Origin of the sequence: Oceanimonas marisflavi (assembly GCF_003049725.1) — a bacterium.
Lineage (GTDB): Bacteria > Pseudomonadota > Gammaproteobacteria > Enterobacterales > Aeromonadaceae > Oceanimonas > Oceanimonas marisflavi.
In genome coordinates this window covers 1-16,259 of the sequence record NZ_QAGM01000004.1, presented here as the reverse complement: position 1 = coordinate 16,259, position 16,259 = coordinate 1, and the positions used below count along the sequence as shown (strand labels likewise).

Annotated in this window: 14 protein-coding genes, 1 tRNA gene and 3 rRNA genes; 3 read left to right on the top strand and 15 right to left on the bottom strand. The window is 59.3% G+C overall.

Features of this window, described 5'->3' with window-relative positions:
• Positions 1 to 6 precede the first annotated feature (6 nt).
• Positions 7 to 1,185, top strand: a complete 1,179-nt coding sequence (locus tag DA373_RS03670) for a heme biosynthesis HemY N-terminal domain-containing protein (protein ID WP_107851000.1) — start codon at positions 7 to 9, stop codon at positions 1,183 to 1,185.
• Between the two features lie 211 nt (positions 1,186 to 1,396).
• Here DA373_RS03670 and DA373_RS03665 read toward each other — a convergent pair whose 3' ends face one another.
• The 7 genes from DA373_RS03665 to ilvG form a co-directional block, all read right to left on the bottom strand.
• The gene (locus DA373_RS03665) at positions 1,397 to 2,266 is read right to left on the bottom strand and encodes an NAD(P)-dependent oxidoreductase (RefSeq protein ID WP_107850999.1); all 870 of its coding nucleotides are present in this window, start codon (positions 2,264 to 2,266) and stop codon (positions 1,397 to 1,399) included.
• Positions 2,263 to 3,105, bottom strand: a complete 843-nt coding sequence (locus DA373_RS03660) for an urea transporter (RefSeq protein WP_107850998.1) — start codon at positions 3,103 to 3,105, stop codon at positions 2,263 to 2,265. The genes DA373_RS03665 and DA373_RS03660 overlap by 4 nt, the downstream gene beginning before the upstream one ends.
• Positions 3,106 to 3,412: 307 nt before the next feature.
• Positions 3,413 to 4,969, bottom strand: coding sequence for a threonine ammonia-lyase, biosynthetic (gene ilvA, locus DA373_RS03655; protein ID WP_107850997.1), 1,557 nt, complete (start codon positions 4,967 to 4,969; stop codon positions 3,413 to 3,415).
• A gap of 3 nt (positions 4,970 to 4,972) precedes the next feature.
• On the bottom strand, positions 4,973 to 6,823 hold the full coding sequence (ilvD, locus tag DA373_RS03650) for a dihydroxy-acid dehydratase (protein ID WP_107850996.1): 1,851 nt from the start codon (positions 6,821 to 6,823) through the stop codon (positions 4,973 to 4,975).
• A 67-nt stretch (positions 6,824 to 6,890) separates the two neighbouring features.
• Positions 6,891 to 7,814: a branched-chain amino acid transaminase gene (locus DA373_RS03645; protein WP_107850995.1), complete on the bottom strand. Its 924-nt coding sequence runs from the start codon at positions 7,812 to 7,814 to the stop codon at positions 6,891 to 6,893.
• Positions 7,815 to 7,825: 11 nt separating this feature from the next.
• Positions 7,826 to 8,086 carry an acetolactate synthase 2 small subunit gene (gene ilvM / locus DA373_RS03640; RefSeq protein ID WP_107850994.1) on the bottom strand — a complete coding sequence of 87 codons (261 nt, stop codon included), beginning with the start codon at positions 8,084 to 8,086 and terminating at the stop codon, positions 7,826 to 7,828.
• Positions 8,083 to 9,732, bottom strand: coding sequence for an acetolactate synthase 2 catalytic subunit (ilvG, locus tag DA373_RS03635; RefSeq protein WP_107850993.1), 1,650 nt, complete (start codon positions 9,730 to 9,732; stop codon positions 8,083 to 8,085). Before ilvG ends, ilvM begins: the two co-directional genes overlap by 4 nt.
• A 379-nt stretch (positions 9,733 to 10,111) precedes the next feature.
• On the opposite strand from ilvG, the gene DA373_RS03630 reads away from it, so the two are divergent.
• Together DA373_RS03630 and DA373_RS03625 are read left to right on the top strand one after the other, a co-directional pair.
• Entirely contained in the window at positions 10,112 to 11,623 is a 1,512-nt protein-coding gene (locus DA373_RS03630) for a YifB family Mg chelatase-like AAA ATPase (protein WP_107850992.1), read from the top strand.
• Between the two features lie 29 nt (positions 11,624 to 11,652).
• Positions 11,653 to 11,943: a hypothetical protein gene (locus DA373_RS03625; protein WP_107850991.1), complete on the top strand. Its 291-nt coding sequence runs from the start codon at positions 11,653 to 11,655 to the stop codon at positions 11,941 to 11,943.
• A 43-nt stretch (positions 11,944 to 11,986) separates the two neighbouring features.
• Here the strand turns inward: DA373_RS03625 and DA373_RS03620 are convergent, their stop codons facing one another.
• The 8 genes from DA373_RS03620 to DA373_RS03585 all read right to left on the bottom strand — a co-directional run.
• The gene (locus DA373_RS03620; RefSeq protein WP_107850990.1) at positions 11,987 to 12,589 is read right to left on the bottom strand and encodes a thiol:disulfide interchange protein DsbA/DsbL; all 603 of its coding nucleotides are present in this window, start codon (positions 12,587 to 12,589) and stop codon (positions 11,987 to 11,989) included.
• 42 nt (positions 12,590 to 12,631) lie between these two features.
• On the bottom strand, positions 12,632 to 13,600 hold the full coding sequence (locus DA373_RS03615) for a serine/threonine protein kinase (RefSeq protein WP_107850989.1): 969 nt from the start codon (positions 13,598 to 13,600) through the stop codon (positions 12,632 to 12,634).
• Between the two features lie 61 nt (positions 13,601 to 13,661).
• Positions 13,662 to 15,077: a cytochrome c oxidase accessory protein CcoG gene (gene ccoG, locus DA373_RS03610; protein ID WP_107850988.1), complete on the bottom strand. Its 1,416-nt coding sequence runs from the start codon at positions 15,075 to 15,077 to the stop codon at positions 13,662 to 13,664.
• Between the two features lie 130 nt (positions 15,078 to 15,207).
• Positions 15,208 to 15,621, bottom strand: a complete 414-nt coding sequence (gene cueR / locus DA373_RS03605) for a Cu(I)-responsive transcriptional regulator (protein WP_107850987.1) — start codon at positions 15,619 to 15,621, stop codon at positions 15,208 to 15,210.
• 127 nt (positions 15,622 to 15,748) lie between these two features.
• Positions 15,749 to 15,863: ribosomal RNA gene (rrf, locus tag DA373_RS03600) — 5S ribosomal RNA — on the bottom strand.
• Between the two features lie 7 nt (positions 15,864 to 15,870).
• Positions 15,871 to 15,946 (bottom strand) — tRNA-Thr (locus DA373_RS03595).
• An 11-nt stretch (positions 15,947 to 15,957) separates the two neighbouring features.
• Positions 15,958 to 16,072, bottom strand: a 5S ribosomal RNA gene (gene rrf / locus DA373_RS03590).
• An 85-nt stretch (positions 16,073 to 16,157) separates the two neighbouring features.
• Positions 16,158 to 16,259: ribosomal RNA gene (locus tag DA373_RS03585) — 23S ribosomal RNA — on the bottom strand; the annotation flags it as partial.

The window sequence follows — 16,259 nt, the reverse complement described above, 5'->3', positions numbered from 1 at the left end:
GGACTCATGATACGTCTTGCGATTATCGTCGCCATTCTGGCCGCCGGCCTGGTGGTGGGCCCCGAGTTTATGGGCCGCCAAGGCTATGTGCTGGTGGCCGCCGGCAACTACACCATTGAAACCACGGTCACCGTGTTCCTGGTGGGCGCCGTGCTGTTTTATCTGCTGCTGCTGTTTATTGAATGGCTGCTGGGCCGGGTATTCGGCATCAGTCACCGCACCCGCGGCTGGTTTATGGGTCGCCGCCGGCGCAAGGCCCTGAACTACACCCAGAGCGGCATGCAGGCGCTGGTGGCGGAAGACTACGCCACTGCCGAGAAAATGCTGGTCAAGGGCACCAGGGGCAACGAGCTGGCCCTGCTCAACTACCTGAACGCCGCCAATGCGGCCCAGGCTCAGGGCAACGAGGAAAAGCGCGACGACTATCTGCGCCAGGCCCAGGAGCAGCATCCGGCCGCCAGCCTGGCTGTGGGCATTACCCAGGCCCGGCTGCAGTATCAGCAGGGCCAGTTTGACCAGGCGCTGGCCGGTGTGCAGGAGTTGGAAACCACCTACGGTCACCAGCCCGCCCTGCTCAAGCTGCAGAAAGACGTTTATCAGGCCACCGGCCAGTGGCAGGCCCTGCTGGGCATTCTCGACAGCCTGGCCGGCAAGAGCCTGATCGACAACGATGAGAAAGAGGCATTGCGCCAGCAGTGCTGGATTGGCCGCTTCGATCAGGCCGCCCATGACGAAGGCAGCGATGGTCTGATCAAGGTGTGGCAGTCACTGCCCCGCAAGGACAAATACAGCCCCGCGCTGCTGCAGCCCCTGTGTGAACGGCTGATTGGCCTCAAGGCCCACAAGGAAGCCCAGCAACTGCTGCTGGAAGGGCTCGACAAGCACACCGATCCGGGCCTGTTGCTGTGCACCACCCGGCTGCAGCTGAGCGACTATCACCCGCTGCTCACCGCCCTGGAGAAAAAGGCCAAAAAGGAAAACCTGGCCGAGCTGCACTCCGCCCTTGGCCGGCTGTACCTGAAAGACGGCCAGGACGAGCAGGCCGAGCAACAACTGCAACAGGCGGTGGCGCAAAAGCCCGACGCTCAGGACTATGTGCTGCTGGCCCAGCTGGCGGAAAAGCGCAAGGATCTGACCAAGGCCAACGACTACTACAAACACAGCCTGGCCCTGGGAACGGCCTGAGCCATTCCCATAAACGCAAAAAGAGGAGCCTGGGCTCCTCTTTTTTATCGTGCACCTGGCTGAAATGTCGGGGCTCATTCGCAAACTGCGCCAGCTTCCGGATCGCAGGTTGGCGGTAAGCGCAGCGAACCCCAACATTCCACAGCCGGCTTGGTGTTGGAATTCGCTTCGCTCATTCGCAACCTACCACAGGTACAACCGATGCTTCAGCTCAGGCGTCTTTATACAGCCTGATCAGGGTGGCCGGGTCCCGCTCCAGAAAGCCCTTGCTGCCGTGCTGACGCATCAGCTGGGCGGCCAGGCCCGACATGGGGGTGGCGCTGCCGGCGCGCAGGCTCTGGGCCACGGCCATGTCGAGATCCTTGAGCAGGGTGCGCACGTGCCACTTGGGATCCGGGTCGGACTCTTCCGCCATCAGAGGGCCTGTGATCTGCATGGGTTTGGAGTCGGCAAAGCCACCGGCAAGTGCGGTGGGGATCTGCTCGGCGTCCACGCCGCAGGCCTTGGCCAGCGCCATCATTTCCGCCAGCACCATCAGGTTGCAGCCTACTATCATCTGGTTGCACACCTTGGTCACCTGACCGGCGCCCACGCCGCCCATACGGGTCACCCGCTGGGACAGCGGCGCCAGCACCGGGCGAATGCGCTCTATGTCGGCTTCCTCGCCGCCACACATAATGGCCAGGGTGCCCGCCTCGGCACCGGCCACGCCGCCGGATACCGGTGAGTCCACCCAGCTCATGCCGCAGGCGGCTTTCAGCCTGGTGGCATAGTCCCGGGTGGCATCGGGGTCGGAGCTGGAAAAGTCCACCAGCAGCTGACCGGCCCGGCCGTGCCCGGCCACGCCGCCCTCGCCGAACACCACACTTTCCACCACGGCGGTATTGGCCAGGCACAGCATCACCACATCCACCTGTTCGGTCAGCTCACCAATGCTGGCGGCCACGTGCGCACCGGCGGCGGCCACTTCGGTCAGCTTGTCGGCGCTGCGGTTCCATACGGTTACATCATAACCGGCGGCCAGCAGCCGTTCGGTCATGGGCTTGCCCATCAGGCCAATGCCGATAAATCCCAGTTTCATACCTTCTCCCTGTCTGTGGAATTTGCGCACCGGTAATAACACAGGCCCTTCTGCAATGCCAGGCACAGCCAGCAACTGAGCACAAAGGGCATGGTCAGCATGGGCAGGCCGAGCTTGAGCATGGCGGCGGTCATCAAGCCCGCCAGGGCCGGTGCCAGTAATATCCAGATTTGCTTGTGGCCGCCCCAGAACATGGCTATGGCCGCCAGCACGCCGTTGTAGCCGGTCAGGCCAAAGTTGATGTAGTCCGGATTGACCAGCAGCAGCAGGGCCGCGCCGCTCGACACCATGGCCCCCACAAAGGCCCAGCCCAGCATCTCTATGCCCACCAGCAGCAGGGCGGCGCAGATCAGTACCGCAGGCACCATGTCGGGCAGAAAGATCACCTGGCCGATGGCCGACAACGAAAAGTTGTAGCCCTGAGGCACCTCGTCGGCCACCCGCTGGCCAATAAAATACAGCCAGGGCAGCACCACCAGGTTAAAGGGCAGCGTATACCAGGGAATGGCCGCCAGCCGGCGCAGCCGGTAAAACAGCCAGGCCGAGAGCATGCCGCCCAGAGCCGACATCAGCAGCCAGAATGGCGTGTGCTCGGCAAACAGGCCAAAGGCCAGCCCCACCAGGGCGGCGTTAAAGCCGAACAGGCCGTCACGGCGGGCTTCGGGCTCCCACTTGCAGGCCAGCGCCAGCAGGGTGGCGGCCAGGGTCGCCAGCATCATGGTGGCGGCCATCCAGGGTGAAGCCCAGATCACACCCGCCACAATCAGGGCACCGGCAAGGCGGTTGTTTATAAAATATATCTGGCCAATGGCGGCCAGCAGAGAAGACAACAGCGCCATGAAAGACACTCCTGTACCAAAAGGGAAGAAAACAGAGACGGCGCGATTAAAACAGCCGAACGAAAACTGGTCAATAAAAAACTGTAAACAGTTTTGTATCAATCGCATTAAGAAAAAACCGGCCAGATATTCAGGGGTAAAGATGCCCTTAACGGCGCCACTGCGGGCCGGGACGGGGAACGCAAACAGCGCGGAAGAAAGCAAAAACATTAACACAATGTTAATAAACTGCTGCAGGTGCGCCAGTGCGCGGACATAAAAATACCGGGCAAGCCCGGCATTTTTCCGTTATTAAACAATGGCCTTGTCAGTGAGCCAGAAAGAAGCGGTAAGCGGGATCCTGAGTCACGTCGTACCAGGTGTAACCCAGCTCCGCAAGATGACTCTCAAACGAGGCCATGTCGCTGTCGGGCAGTTCAAAGCCACACAGCACCCGGCCAAATTCGGCACCGTGGTTGCGGTAGTGGAACAGGCTGATATTCCAATGGGTGCCCAGAGTGCGCAGAAAGCGCATCAGGGCGCCGGGCTGCTCCGGAAACCGAAAGCTGTACAGGCGTTCCTGCAGCGGCTTGGGGGTGCGGCCACCGACCATGTAACGCACATGGGTTTTGGCCAGATCATTGTCGGTCATGTTGGCCACCGGATAGCCGGCCTGCTGCAACTCCGCCATGATCTGCGCCAGCTCCCGATCGCCGCCGGACAGTCGCACCGACACCAGCAACGCGGCCTTGTCGTCGGAGGAATAACGGTAGTTAAACTCGGTCACCATGCGGTTGCCGAGCACCTCGCAAAACTGCAGAAAGGCGCCCTTGCGCTCGGGAATGGTGACCGCCAGCACCCCTTCCCGCTTTTCACCCAGCTCACACCGTTCGGACACATAGCGCAGGGAATGAAAGTTGACGTTGGCGCCACTCAGCACCGCCGCCATGCGGGCGTGGGCATAGTCCCCGGCCTGGCTGTATTTTTTGAGGCCGGCCAGCGACAGCGCCCCCGAAGGCTCGGCAATGGCGCGGGTATCCTCAAAGATGTCCTTGAGGGCGGCGCAGATCTCGTCTGAAGATACTGTGATCACGCCGTCGAGAAACTCCCGGCACAGACGAAAGGTTTCGGTGCCCATGCGCTTCACCGCCACGCCATCGGCAAACATGCTGACTCTGTCCAGGGTGACCAGCTCACCGGCGTTGAGCGCCGCCTTGAGACAGGCGGAGCCCTCGGCTTCCACTCCGATCACCTTGACCTGGGGCAACAGCTGCTTGATGTATACCGCCACGCCGGCGGCCAGGCCGCCACCGCCCACGGGCACAAACACATGAGTCAGCCGGGTGTCCTGCTCCAGCAGCTCCCGGCCCACCGTGCCCTGACCGGCGATCACGTCTTCATCGTCAAAGGGCGGGATCAGGGTGGCGCCGGTTTCCTGCATCAGCTCCAGACAACGGGCATAGGCCTCATCGAAGTTGTTGCCGTGCAGCACCACCTTGCCGCCAAAGCGGCGCACCGACTCCACCTTGATATCGGGCGTGACCGTGGGCATGACGATGGTGGCGTCTATGCCCAGTTTGGCCGCCGACAGCGCCACCCCTTGAGCATGGTTGCCGGCAGAGGCGGCGATCACGCCGCGCTGCTGTTGCTCGGGAGTGAGCTGGGCAATCTTGTTGTAGGCACCCCGCAGCTTGAAAGAATGTACCGGCTGCATGTCTTCCCGCTTGAGGGACACCGGGTGTCCCAGCCGCTCGGAAATTTTCTTGAGCGGCGACAGCGGCGTAACCCGGGCCGCCTCGTACACCGGCGACAGCAAAATATGGCGCAGGTACTCGGTGGCGGAGCGGGGCGTGCCTTTTTCGTCTTTCAGTGCCGGTTGTGCCATACATCAGCCTCCCAGTTTGCTGCGGTCGCGTACCGCGCCCTTGTCGGCGCTGGTGGCCAGTGAGGCATAGGCGCGCAGGGCAAAGGACACTTCCCGCTCACGGTCAACCGGGCGCCAGGCCTGTTCGCCCTTGGCATCCATGGCTTCGCGGCGGGCCGCCAGCTCCTGCCCGGACACCGCCAGCTCGATTTTGCGGGCCGGAATATCGATATCGATGATGTCACCGGTCTGCACCAGACCAATGGTGCCGCCGTTGGCCGCTTCGGGAGAGACGTGACCGATGGACAGGCCGGAGGTGCCGCCGGAGAAGCGGCCATCGGTGATCAGGGCGCACTTGGTGCCCAGGCCCATGGACTTGAGATAGGTGGTGGGATACAGCATTTCCTGCATGCCCGGGCCGCCCTTGGGGCCTTCGTAGCGAATAACGACCACTTCACCGGCTTTTACTTCGCCACCGAGAATGCCGGCCACGGCGGTGTCCTGGCTCTCGTATACCCGGGCCGGGCCACGGAAGGTGAGGTTTTCGTCGGCCACGCCGGCGGTCTTGACGATACAGCCGTCAATGGCCAGGTTGCCGGCCAGCACGGCCAGACCGCCTTCCTGACTATAGGCATTGTCGATGCTGCGAATACAGCCTTCGGCACGGTCGTCATCCAGGGTGTCCCAGCGGCAGTCCTGGCTGAAGGCACGGGTGGTGCGAATGCCCGCCGGACCGGCGCGGAACATGGTCTTCACCGCCTCGTTGCCGGTGACCATGATGTCGTATTCGGCCAGCTGCTCGGCCAGAGTCATGCCCAGCACGGTATTCACATTTGTGTTGAGCAGGCCGGCACGGGCCAGCTCGGCCAGAATGCCCATCACGCCACCGGCGCGGTGCACGTCTTCCATATGGTACTTCTGGGTGGACGGCGCCACCTTGCACAGCTGGGGCACACGGCGCGACAGGGCGTCGATGTCGTCCATGGTGAAGTCCGTTTCCGCTTCCTGAGCAGCGGCCAGCAGGTGCAGCACGGTATTGGTGGAGCCGCCCATGGCGATATCCAGCACCATGGCGTTCTCAAACGCGGCCTTGGTGGCGATGTTGCGGGGCAGTACGCTGGCGTCGTCGCCTTCGTAGTAGCGCTTGGTCAGCTCCACAATGCGGTGACCGGCGGTCTTGAACAGCTGCTCGCGGTCGGCGTGAGTGGCCAGCAAAGAGCCGTTGCCGGGCTGGGACAGGCCCAGGGCCTCGGTCAGGCAGTTCATGGAGTTGGCGGTAAACATGCCGGAGCAGGAGCCACAGGTGGGGCAGGCGCTGCGCTCTACCTGTTCGCTCTGGGCGTCGGATACGGTGGGATCGGCGCCCTGAATCATGGCGTCGACCAGGTCGAGCTTGATCAGCTGATCGGACAGCTTGGTCTTGCCCGCTTCCATGGGGCCGCCGGACACGAAGATCACCGGAATGTTGACCCGCAGGGCGGCCATCAGCATACCGGGAGTGATCTTGTCACAGTTGGAGATACACACCATGGCGTCGGCGCAGTGGGCGTTCACCATGTACTCCACCGAGTCGGCGATCAGCTCACGGCTGGGCAGGGAGTAAAGCATGCCGCCATGACCCATGGCGATACCGTCATCCACCGCGATGGTGTTGAATTCCTTGGCCACACCGCCGGCCGCTTCAATTTCGCGGGCCACCAGCTGACCCATGTCTTTCAGGTGCACGTGGCCGGGCACGAACTGGGTGAAGGAGTTCACCACGGCGATAATCGGCTTGCCGAAATCATCTTCGGTCATGCCGGTGGCGCGCCACAGGGCGCGGGCGCCGGCCATGTTGCGGCCGTGGGTGGTGGTGGCTGAACGATACCTTGGCATTCCTTTTACTCCTGATATTGCGTGAGAACAGCGGAGCGCAACCGCGCCCCATCTCCATAAATTTGAATTAGTCTTTTACCGGGGTGAGCCAGCCCCATTTGTCCTGGGTGCTGCCGTCAAACAGACCAAAAAACGCCTGCTGCAGCTCTTTGGTGATCGGACCGCGCTTCCCTTCCCCAAGAGTGATGCCGTCCACACTGCGCACCGGGGTGACCTCGGCGGCGGTGCCGGTCATAAACATTTCATCGGCCAGATACAGGGCTTCCCGGGCGATGGCTTCTTCCCGCACTTCATAGCCTGCTTCCCGGGCCAGGGTCATCAGGGTATCACGGGTAATGCCCGGCAGTATGCAGGCGGTCACCGGCGGCGTGTAGAGCACGCCGTTCTTGATAAGGAAGAGGTTCTCGCCGGCGCCTTCGCTGAGGTGGCCGTGCACATCGAGGGAGATGCCCTCGCTGTAGCCGTGGCGCTTGGCCTCACCGGAAATCAGCTGGGACGACAGATAGTTGCCGCCGGCCTTGGCGCCGGTGGGCATGGTGTTGGGGGCCAGCCGGTTCCAGGAGGTGACACACACATCCACGCCGTTTTCCAGCCCCTCTTCACCCAGATAGGCACCCCAGGGAATGGCGGCAATGATCACCTCGCAGGGCACGTCTTTCGGTGCATTCAGCCCCATGCCCACGTTGCCCACAAACACCAGCGGGCGCAGGTAGGCGCTGTCGAGCTCGTTATCGGCTACCGCCGCCCGGCAGGCGTCCATCAGCTCCGCCTTGGTATAGGGAATGGTCATGCGGTAGATCCTGGCGGAATCAAACAGCCGCTGCACATGCTCTTCCAGCCGAAAGATCGCCGGCCCCTTGGGAGTGTTGTAGGCACGAATACCTTCAAACACCGATGAGCCGTAGTGCAGGGCGTGAGTCATCACATGCACCTGAGCATTCTCCCAGGGCACCATATTCCCGTTGAACCAGATGTACTTGGCGGTAGACATTGTTGTTATCCTCAGGCCGATTTTTTCAGCGGTTGCTCCATGAGATGCGCTTCTACGCGGGTCACGTTCATCAGCTTTTCAAGCTGGTTGCTCAGCAGCCGAATGGGGCGCTCACTGCTGACAGTAACCCTGATGCTCAGGTTTTGACAATCGGCAGAGGTGGACATTTCCATGTCGTCCACGCGAAAGCCGCGGTGGCGGGTCATGCGCAGCACCCGCTCAAGCACTTCCGGGCGAAACTGGGCTTCTATCTGCAAGTTGTGCTGGTTCATGATTTGCTCTCCATCATTTGATCGTTGGCCACGCCCGGCGGCACCAGGGGCCAGACGTTTTCTTCCTCTGAAATACGTACATGCAGCAGGTAGGCGGTGTCGGCCTGCAACATGCGCGCGATGGCGGGCTGCACCTGCTCCTTGCGGGTAATGGTTTCGCCCGGAATGCCAAAGGCGGCGGCCATGGCCACAAAATCCGGGTTGTCGGTCAGAATGGTTTCACTGAAGCGGCCGTCAAAGAACAGCTCCTGCCACTGGCGCACCATGCCCAGGCGCTGATTGTCGAGCAGCACCATCTTCACCGGCAGCTGGGCGCGCTTGAGGGTACCCAGCTCCTGCACATTCATCATGAAGGAGCCGTCGCCGGACACCAGCACCGACTCGTGCTCGGGGCGGGCCAGCTTGGCGCCGATGGCGGCAGGCAGACCAAAGCCCATGGTGCCCAGGCCGGCGCTGCTGAGGTGATTGCGCGGGCTGGTAAAACGCATGTGCTGGGCCACCCACATCTGGTGCTGGCCCACGTCACAGCTGACCATGGCGGTGTCGTCCAGCGCCTCGCTCAGCTGCTTGAGCATCAGCGGGGCAAAGATAGCCTCGCCCGGGTGCTCGTAGCGCCACTGGTGCTCGGCCTTGAGCGCCTTGCACTGCTCGCGCCAGGGGTCAATGGCCAGACGCTCACCGGTGAGCAGCGGCAACACCTCCTTCAGCTCGGCATCGATACCCACATGGGCATGACGCACCTTGCCAAACTCGGAGGCATCCTTGTCCAGGTGAATGACACTGGCGTTCACCGCAAAGGCATCCAGTTTGCCGGTCACCCTGTCATCAAAACGGGCGCCCACCACCATCAGCAGATCGCTCTGCTGAACCGCCAGGTTGGCCGCTTTTGTTCCGTGCATGCCCAGCATGCCCAAAAACAGCTCGTGGTTCGGATTCAAGGTGCCGATGCCTTTCAGGGTGGTCACGGCGGGAATGCCGCTTTGCTCGGCAAAAGCACGTAATTCTGCCTCGGCATTCCCCATGCCGACGCCCCCCCCCACATAGAGGATTGGCTGACGGGCCTCGGCCAGCATGGCCTTTGCCTTGGCCAGGGCGGCTTCGTCCAGCGCCTTGGGGGCCGTGGTGCAGGGCTCGGTGGGGCGCGGCTCCACCAGCGCCACCTGCACGTTTTTGGGCACGTCGATCAACACCGGACCGGGCCGGCCGGAGCGGGCCACTTCAAAGGCTTCGGCGATGATGTCGCCCAAATCTTCCACGTTCTCTACCAGATAGGAATGCTTGGTGCAGGACAGCGACATGCCCAGTACGTCCACTTCCTGAAAGGCATCGGTGCCGATAGCGGCCATGGGCACCTGGCCGGTAATGGCCACCACCGGAATGGAGTCGAGCATGGCGTCGGCCAGACCGGTGATCAGGTTGGTGGCGCCGGGACCGGAGGTGGCCATGCACACGCCCACCTGACCACTGGCTCTGGCGTAGCCCACCGCGCCCAGGGCGGCGGCCTGCTCGTGCCGGCACAGCAAATGCTCCACACCGCCGTCATAGAGGGCGTCGTAAAGCGGCATGATGGCACCGCCGGGGTAGCCGAAGATCTGGGTTACCCCTTGTTGTTTCAGTGTCTGGACAATGTACTGTGAGCCATTCATGTGATTTGCTGTCCCTGTATTGCTGCCAAAGTTTTTATAAAAAAAAACCCCCGAGTGGCTCGGGGGTTTGTGCTTCGTTGTCGGCCGGTTACCGGCTTTCGTCAGACCACAGTGCCCCGAGCGGAGATTTAATAATCACCACTAGGACCACGATAATGTTGACGATGCGTACGATGGAATTCATAAAACCGACCAAAAAATTGAGTGCGTCTGCCGGAGTCCCCGGCGCGGCTGGCCTATAGAACTAGCATAGTGTCCTACACTACTCAAGACTTTCCTGAGCCGGGTTCACAAAAAAATGCGAACAAGGCTTATACACAACCAGTGATAAAAACTGAAAAAACACACAAATTAAAAATAATATTTCAAGGATGAGCCTATGTCTCTTGCCGTTGTGTTTGCCCGGGCCAGCCTGGGCGTGACCGCCCCCCTGGTTACGGTGGAAGCCCATCTGGCCAATGGCCTGCCGGCATTTAACATAGTGGGGCTGCCGGAAACCACGGTAAAGGAAGCCCGGGACAGAGTGCGCAGCGCTCTGATCAACGCCGGTTTTGAATTTCCGGCCCGGCGCATCACCGTTAATCTGGCACCGGCAGACTTGCCCAAGGACGGTGGCCGCTTCGATCTGCCCATTGCCATGGCCATTCTTGCCGCATCGGAGCAGATCCCGGACTCATCCCTCGACGGCCTGGAATTTCTCGGCGAACTGGCCCTGACCGGTGAACTGCGCGGTATCAAGGGGGTACTGCCGGCGGTGCTGGCCGCCCGCGACAGTGATCGCCGGCTGATCATTCCCGCCGCCAACGGCACCGAAGCCGGCCTGCTTAGCCCCAGCCCGGCACTGCTGGCTTCCCATTTGCTGAACATCACCGCCTGGCTGCAGCAGGAAGGTGAACTCACTCACCCCGAACCGGCTGACAGTACCGAACATGTTGCCATCTCCTGCCTGAGTGATGTAATTGGACAGGAAACCGGCAAGCGGGCGCTGGAAATTGCCGCCGCCGGCGAGCATCACCTGCTGTTGCTGGGTCCGCCGGGTACCGGCAAAAGCATGCTGGCCAGCCGCTTGTCGGATCTGCTCCCCCCCATGACCGAAGAAGAAGCGCTGGAAACCGCTGCCATTCGCTCCATCAGCGGCCAGCCTCTGGAGTTCGCCCGCTGGCGACAACGGGCCTTTCGCCAGCCTCATCATTCTTCTTCGGCAGCGGCACTGGTGGGTGGCGGCAGTCATCCGAAACCCGGAGAGATCTCCCTGGCTCATCATGGTGTGCTGTTTCTCGATGAGCTCACCGAGTTTGAACGCAGAGTGCTCGATGCTCTGCGCGAGCCCCTGGAAACCGGTACCATCAGTATTTCCCGGGCAGCCCATAGTGTCACCTTCCCTGCCCGCTTTCAGCTGATCGGCGCCATGAATCCCAGCCCTTGCGGACACTATCAGGACGGTCTTACCCGCAGCTCACCAGAGCAGATTTTGCGCTACCTCGGCAAAATTTCCGGCCCCTTTATCGATCGCTTTGATCTGTCGGTGGAAATTCCTCTTTTACCACCAGGGGAGCTGAGCCGGCCCAGAAAAAAATCAGAAGGCTCGGCCGTGGTCCGCGCCCGGGTACTGGCCGCCCGAGAACGGCAACAGCACAGGGCGGGGAAACCCAATGCCCGACTCAGCGCTGCCGAACTGGATGCACTGTGCCCCTTATCTGCCGAAGATGCCGCCTTTCTGGAGCAGGCACTGCAGCAAATGAAACTGTCCATTCGTGCCTGGCACAAACTGATCCGCGTGGCCCGCACCATTGCCGATCTTGCCGGAGAACAACATATTGGCCGCCCTCACCTGATGGAAGCTCTCGGCTACAGAGCCATGGACAGACTGCTGGCCCGACTGCGAAAATAACCATAAATAACAGCATCTCAGGAGAAGATATGAAAAGTGCCAGGGAATTTTCCGAGTGGCTGCAGGAACGGTTTGGCAAACACAGGGAAGGGGTGTATCTGACCCGGGACGATATTGCCGAGCTTTCGGGACGGCAACGTTATAACCAGCAGTTTGTCTCGGATGTGCATTTTGAGCTGACTCTGCTGGGCATGGGGTTTGTGACTGATTCTCACCGGGAAAAATTCTACCTGTTTCACCTGCCAGTCAAACACTGGAGCGCCTTCAGCCACGACGATATTGATTTGCCGATGCCGCAGCACCCGCGTGATCAACAATAAAAACGGCCGGTAATTACCGGCCGTCATTGACTGCACGTCGACTTTAGTCAGCAGACAGCAAATATTCTACCACCCGGTAAAACCTGTCTTCCGAACCGATTTCGCCCATGTTCAGCTCATACTTGCCACGCACAATCACGGTAGGCGTACCGCGGATCTTGAACTTGTCGGTGAGTTTGTCGTATTTGGCGATCATGCCGTTGAGAGCAAAACTGTTGACGACACCGTCAAAGTCCTTGGCATCCACACCATTTGCCACAAAGACATCCTTTACGTCGTCAATAGACGCCGGCATTTTCTTCTGGCGGTGAATACGATCAAACATCACCGGCGTGATCTTGTCTTCCACCTTCAGCAGCACGGCGGCACCGTAGGCCCGCTGCAGCACAGGTCCCATGTCACGGCCCAGAAAGGCAACCGGTACCTTGTTGATTTCGGCATCGGGCAGACGCTCGGCCAGCTTGTCCATCAGCGGCTCAAAGCTGTAGCAATGAGGGCAAACATAGGAAAAAAACTCGGTCACTTCCGGCTTGCTGCTGGGAACTTCACTGACCACGGTATATTCCACCCCTTCCTGAAATTCGGAAGCGGCATGGGCCAGAGGGACAAGCAACATGGTTACAAAGGCAAAAATCAGCTTTTTCATAGGATGGATCCCATTTATTTAATTCTGATCCAAGTTAAGGAATCAGCTCCATGAGGTCAAGGATAACGGAGGCGCCGAAAGACTCTGATTCTGCTCGATCAAGGCATGAGTCTGCTGCCGCCAGTAATCTTCGGTATTGAACCAGGGAAACGCCACCGGAAAGGCCGGATCATGCCAGCGCGCCGCCAGCCAGGCCATATAGTTGATCATACGGGTGGCACGAAGTGGTTCAATCAGGGCCAGCTCGGCACTGTTGAACTCGCGAACATTCTCATAACCGGCAAGCAGGGTGTCGAGCTGCACCAGCTGCTCATTGCGGTCACCGCTCAGCATCATCCACAGATCCTGCACCGCCGGGCCGCGCCGGCAATCGTCAAAGTCCAGCAGCCAGGGGCCACGCTCCCACAGCAGGTTACCGCCATGACAGTCACCGTGAATAGCAATAAGGGGACCGGGCCGGTAATGTTCGCCAACACCTTTTATCAGCTGATCCAGAGCACTGAAAAAACCATCACGCAGGCTGGCAGGAATGGCAGCCTGTTGCGCCAGTACTCCACGGGAGTGAGTCAGCTCAGTCACCGGATCCATTGTTGGCCGCTGATCCAGCACCAGAGTTTCGCCAACGCTGTGCAGCCGGGCCAGTTGCTCACCCAGGGCTTCCAGGTGCTCCAGATTATCCGGCTCAAAGGCCCGGGCCGGCACCGAGCGCCACACCGAAAACAACAAACCGTGATATTCAAACAGACTCTGCTCATCACGCTGCAGCGGCTCGGCTACCCGCACCCCCGCGCCGGCCAGCGCAGCCACAAAAGCCAGTTCCTGTGCAATCTGAACTTGTGTCCAGCGACCGGGGCGATAGAACTTGGCTACCAGGGTGCCCTCGTCTTCAGACTGAAAGCGATATACCCGGTTTTCGTAACTGTTCAGCGCCATCAGACCGCGATCCACGTAAATGCCCACACTCGCCAGCGCCTCGTCGATCACATCCGGGGTCAGTTGGTAGTAATCCATATTTCTCCAATAAAAAAGCCGCAGGGTCACTGCGGCTTACTCTAGCATGCTTTGTCTGGCATCAGCGCAGGGCGCTGAAGAACTTGCTCTCGGTGCGCACCGAAGTCTTGTCTTCCCCGGCATCCTTGCGACTCATCACAAAGGCAATGTCCTGCACCGGTGAATTCAGCAGGTAAGGATCCACCGACAGGCTGACCGGCAGGCTCAGCACCTCTCCGCCCTCAATGCTGACTTCGGATGGTCCAATCCACTCAACCTCTTCCATGCCTTCCACACTCAGCTGGTAGGTAGCCGGCGTCAGGGTCTTATTGAGCAGCTTGAGGGTATAGGTGTTCTCCACCATGCCTTCCACCGTCTCCCGATAGAGCTGGTTACGATCCCGAATGACCTCCAGGCCCATGGGCATAATACGGGTGGCCATAAAGGCAAAGGCAGCCAGCATGATCACCATGATAATGCCATAGCCAATCAGCTTGGGCCGGGCTACATGGGTCTCTTTATGCACCAGCTTGTGCTCTGTGGTATAGCTGATAAGACCCGGTTCGTAGCCCATGCGCTCCATGGTCTGATCGCAGGCATCGATACAGGCTCCGCAGTTGATGCATTCATACTGCAGGCCGTCGCGAATATCGATGCCGGCCGGACAGACCTGCACGCACATATCACAGTCGATGCAGTCGCCCAGCCCCAGTTCTTTAGGATCCTTCTTGCGCGGGCGTGGGCCCCGTTTTTCACCCCGTTCAACGTCATAGCTGACGATATAGGTGTCCTTGTCGAACATGGCCGACTGAAAACGGGAATAGGGGCACATATGGGTACACATTATGGTACGCATAAAACCTGCATTACCATAAGTACAAAAGGCAAAGAACAGCACCCAGAAACCCACCCAGAAGCTGGTGGAAAAGGTCAGCAGTCCCCAGGCCAGCTCCTGGGCCGGCACGAAATAGGCGATAAAAGTAAATCCGGTCAACAGCGATACTGCCAGCCAACCGGTATGCTTGGCAGTCTTGCGCCAGATCTTGTTAAAGCTCCAGGGAGCCTTGTCGAGCTGTCGGCGCTTGTTGGCGCTGCCTTCAAACTTTTCTTCAAACCAGATAAAGATAAAGGTCCACACTGTTTGCGGGCATAAATAACCACACCATACCCGGCCAAGAAAGGTGGTCAGAAAAAACAGACCAAAGGCAGCCACCATAAACAGCAGGGCCAGCAGCGTCAGGTCCTGAGGCCAGAGGGTAGTGCCAAAAATATGAAAACGTTGCTGCTCCACATCCAGCAGAATTGCCTGGTTACCATTCCACTGAATCCAGGGCCCCACCAGAAACAACAACATTAACAGCCAGCCCATCTGCTTGCGCAGGCGTTGCCATTTTCCGGCCTGTGCCCTGACGTAGATATGGCCGTCATCGGCGGGGCGGTGGGAACGCTTCTTCGGAGTAACGTCCTTGACGTCGATTCTGCTCTTTTTATCGTTCATTCATGCTCACATCTTTGCTCTGGTTGCTGTCTGAATCTGCCTACAAGATGTAACCCCTTGTTAACATGCAGATAAAATACGACTTATGACGCATTTTGCGCCAAAAACGGGAAGGAAAAGGTGATCAAGATCACTCTTTCATCGGGCAAGCGTCACCCGCACCGCCCAGCGCATCCATGATAGGGCAGTCAGGCTTGCCGTCGCCATGACATTGATCAGCCAGGCGACGTAAACCTTTCAGCATATTCTGCATATGAGCAATTCGCTGTTCGATATCCTCGATTTTGGCCAGAGTCAGCGCCTTCACTTCCGCACTGGTTCTGCACTCATTATCGTGTAAAGCCAGTAACTCCCGGCATTCATCCAGGTTGAACCCGGCTTCCCGGGCATTTTTTACAAAGCGAATACGCCGGATCAGGGCATCGTTGTAACGACGGTAGCCGTTTGCGCCTCGATCAGGAGATGAAACAAGGCCGATGGCCTCATAGTAACGAAGGGTTTTGGCGGTCAGGCCGGTCAGCTCAGACACCTTGCTGATATTCATGACTGGCTCCATAAGCGATAAAAACACCACCCAACCATAACCTTTCCCCTTGGGGTAAGGTCAAGCCAATTATCAGCCACAACGAAAAAAGCCCGATACGCTTGTATCGGGCTTTTCGCAATAGAGTGTTTGACTGTGACCTACTTTCACATGGCAGCTGCCACACTATCATCGGCGCGGTTGCGTTTCACTTCTGAGTTCGGCAAGGGATCAGGTGGGGCCACAACGCTATGGCAGTCAAACAAATTTTGGTGCTGATACCCAGAATCGAACTGGGGACCTCACCCTTACCAAGGGTGCGCTCTACCATCTGAGCTATATCAGCAGAAATTGGGTGCCTGGCAGTGACCTACTTTCACATGGCAGCTGCCACACTATCATCGGCGCGGTTGCGTTTCACTGCTGAGTTCGGCATGGAGTCAGGTGGTTCCACAACGCTATGGCCGCCAGGCATAAAATCGTAATTCGGAAAAAACTTTGATGATGAATATGTTGTGCTCTTGAGCCTGCAAGGTCTCACACTTCTTGGGTGTTGTATGGTTAAGCCGCACGGGTCATTAGTACAGGTTAGCTGCACGCCTCACAGCGCTTCCACACCCTGCCTATCAACGTCCTGGTCTCGGACGGCCCTTTAGAGG

Excerpts from the sequence above, each read along its gene's own strand:
- DA373_RS03670 (WP_107851000.1), top strand. The coding sequence starts at position 7 with ATGATACGTCTTGCGATTATCGTCGCCATTCTGGCCGCCGGCCTGGTG.
- DA373_RS03665 (WP_107850999.1), bottom strand. The coding sequence starts at position 2,266 with ATGAAACTGGGATTTATCGGCATTGGCCTGATGGGCAAGCCCATGACC.
- DA373_RS03660 (WP_107850998.1), bottom strand. The coding sequence starts at position 3,105 with ATGGCGCTGTTGTCTTCTCTGCTGGCCGCCATTGGCCAGATATATTTT.
- ilvA (WP_107850997.1), bottom strand. The coding sequence starts at position 4,969 with ATGGCACAACCGGCACTGAAAGACGAAAAAGGCACGCCCCGCTCCGCC.
- ilvD (WP_107850996.1), bottom strand. The coding sequence starts at position 6,823 with ATGCCAAGGTATCGTTCAGCCACCACCACCCACGGCCGCAACATGGCC.
- DA373_RS03645 (WP_107850995.1), bottom strand. The coding sequence starts at position 7,814 with ATGTCTACCGCCAAGTACATCTGGTTCAACGGGAATATGGTGCCCTGG.
- ilvM (WP_107850994.1), bottom strand. The coding sequence starts at position 8,086 with ATGAACCAGCACAACTTGCAGATAGAAGCCCAGTTTCGCCCGGAAGTG.
- ilvG (WP_107850993.1), bottom strand. The coding sequence starts at position 9,732 with ATGAATGGCTCACAGTACATTGTCCAGACACTGAAACAACAAGGGGTA.
- DA373_RS03630 (WP_107850992.1), top strand. The coding sequence starts at position 10,112 with ATGTCTCTTGCCGTTGTGTTTGCCCGGGCCAGCCTGGGCGTGACCGCC.
- DA373_RS03625 (WP_107850991.1), top strand. The coding sequence starts at position 11,653 with ATGAAAAGTGCCAGGGAATTTTCCGAGTGGCTGCAGGAACGGTTTGGC.
- DA373_RS03620 (WP_107850990.1), bottom strand. The coding sequence starts at position 12,589 with ATGAAAAAGCTGATTTTTGCCTTTGTAACCATGTTGCTTGTCCCTCTG.
- DA373_RS03615 (WP_107850989.1), bottom strand. The coding sequence starts at position 13,600 with ATGGATTACTACCAACTGACCCCGGATGTGATCGACGAGGCGCTGGCG.
- ccoG (WP_107850988.1), bottom strand. The coding sequence starts at position 15,077 with ATGAACGATAAAAAGAGCAGAATCGACGTCAAGGACGTTACTCCGAAG.
- cueR (WP_107850987.1), bottom strand. The coding sequence starts at position 15,621 with ATGAATATCAGCAAGGTGTCTGAGCTGACCGGCCTGACCGCCAAAACC.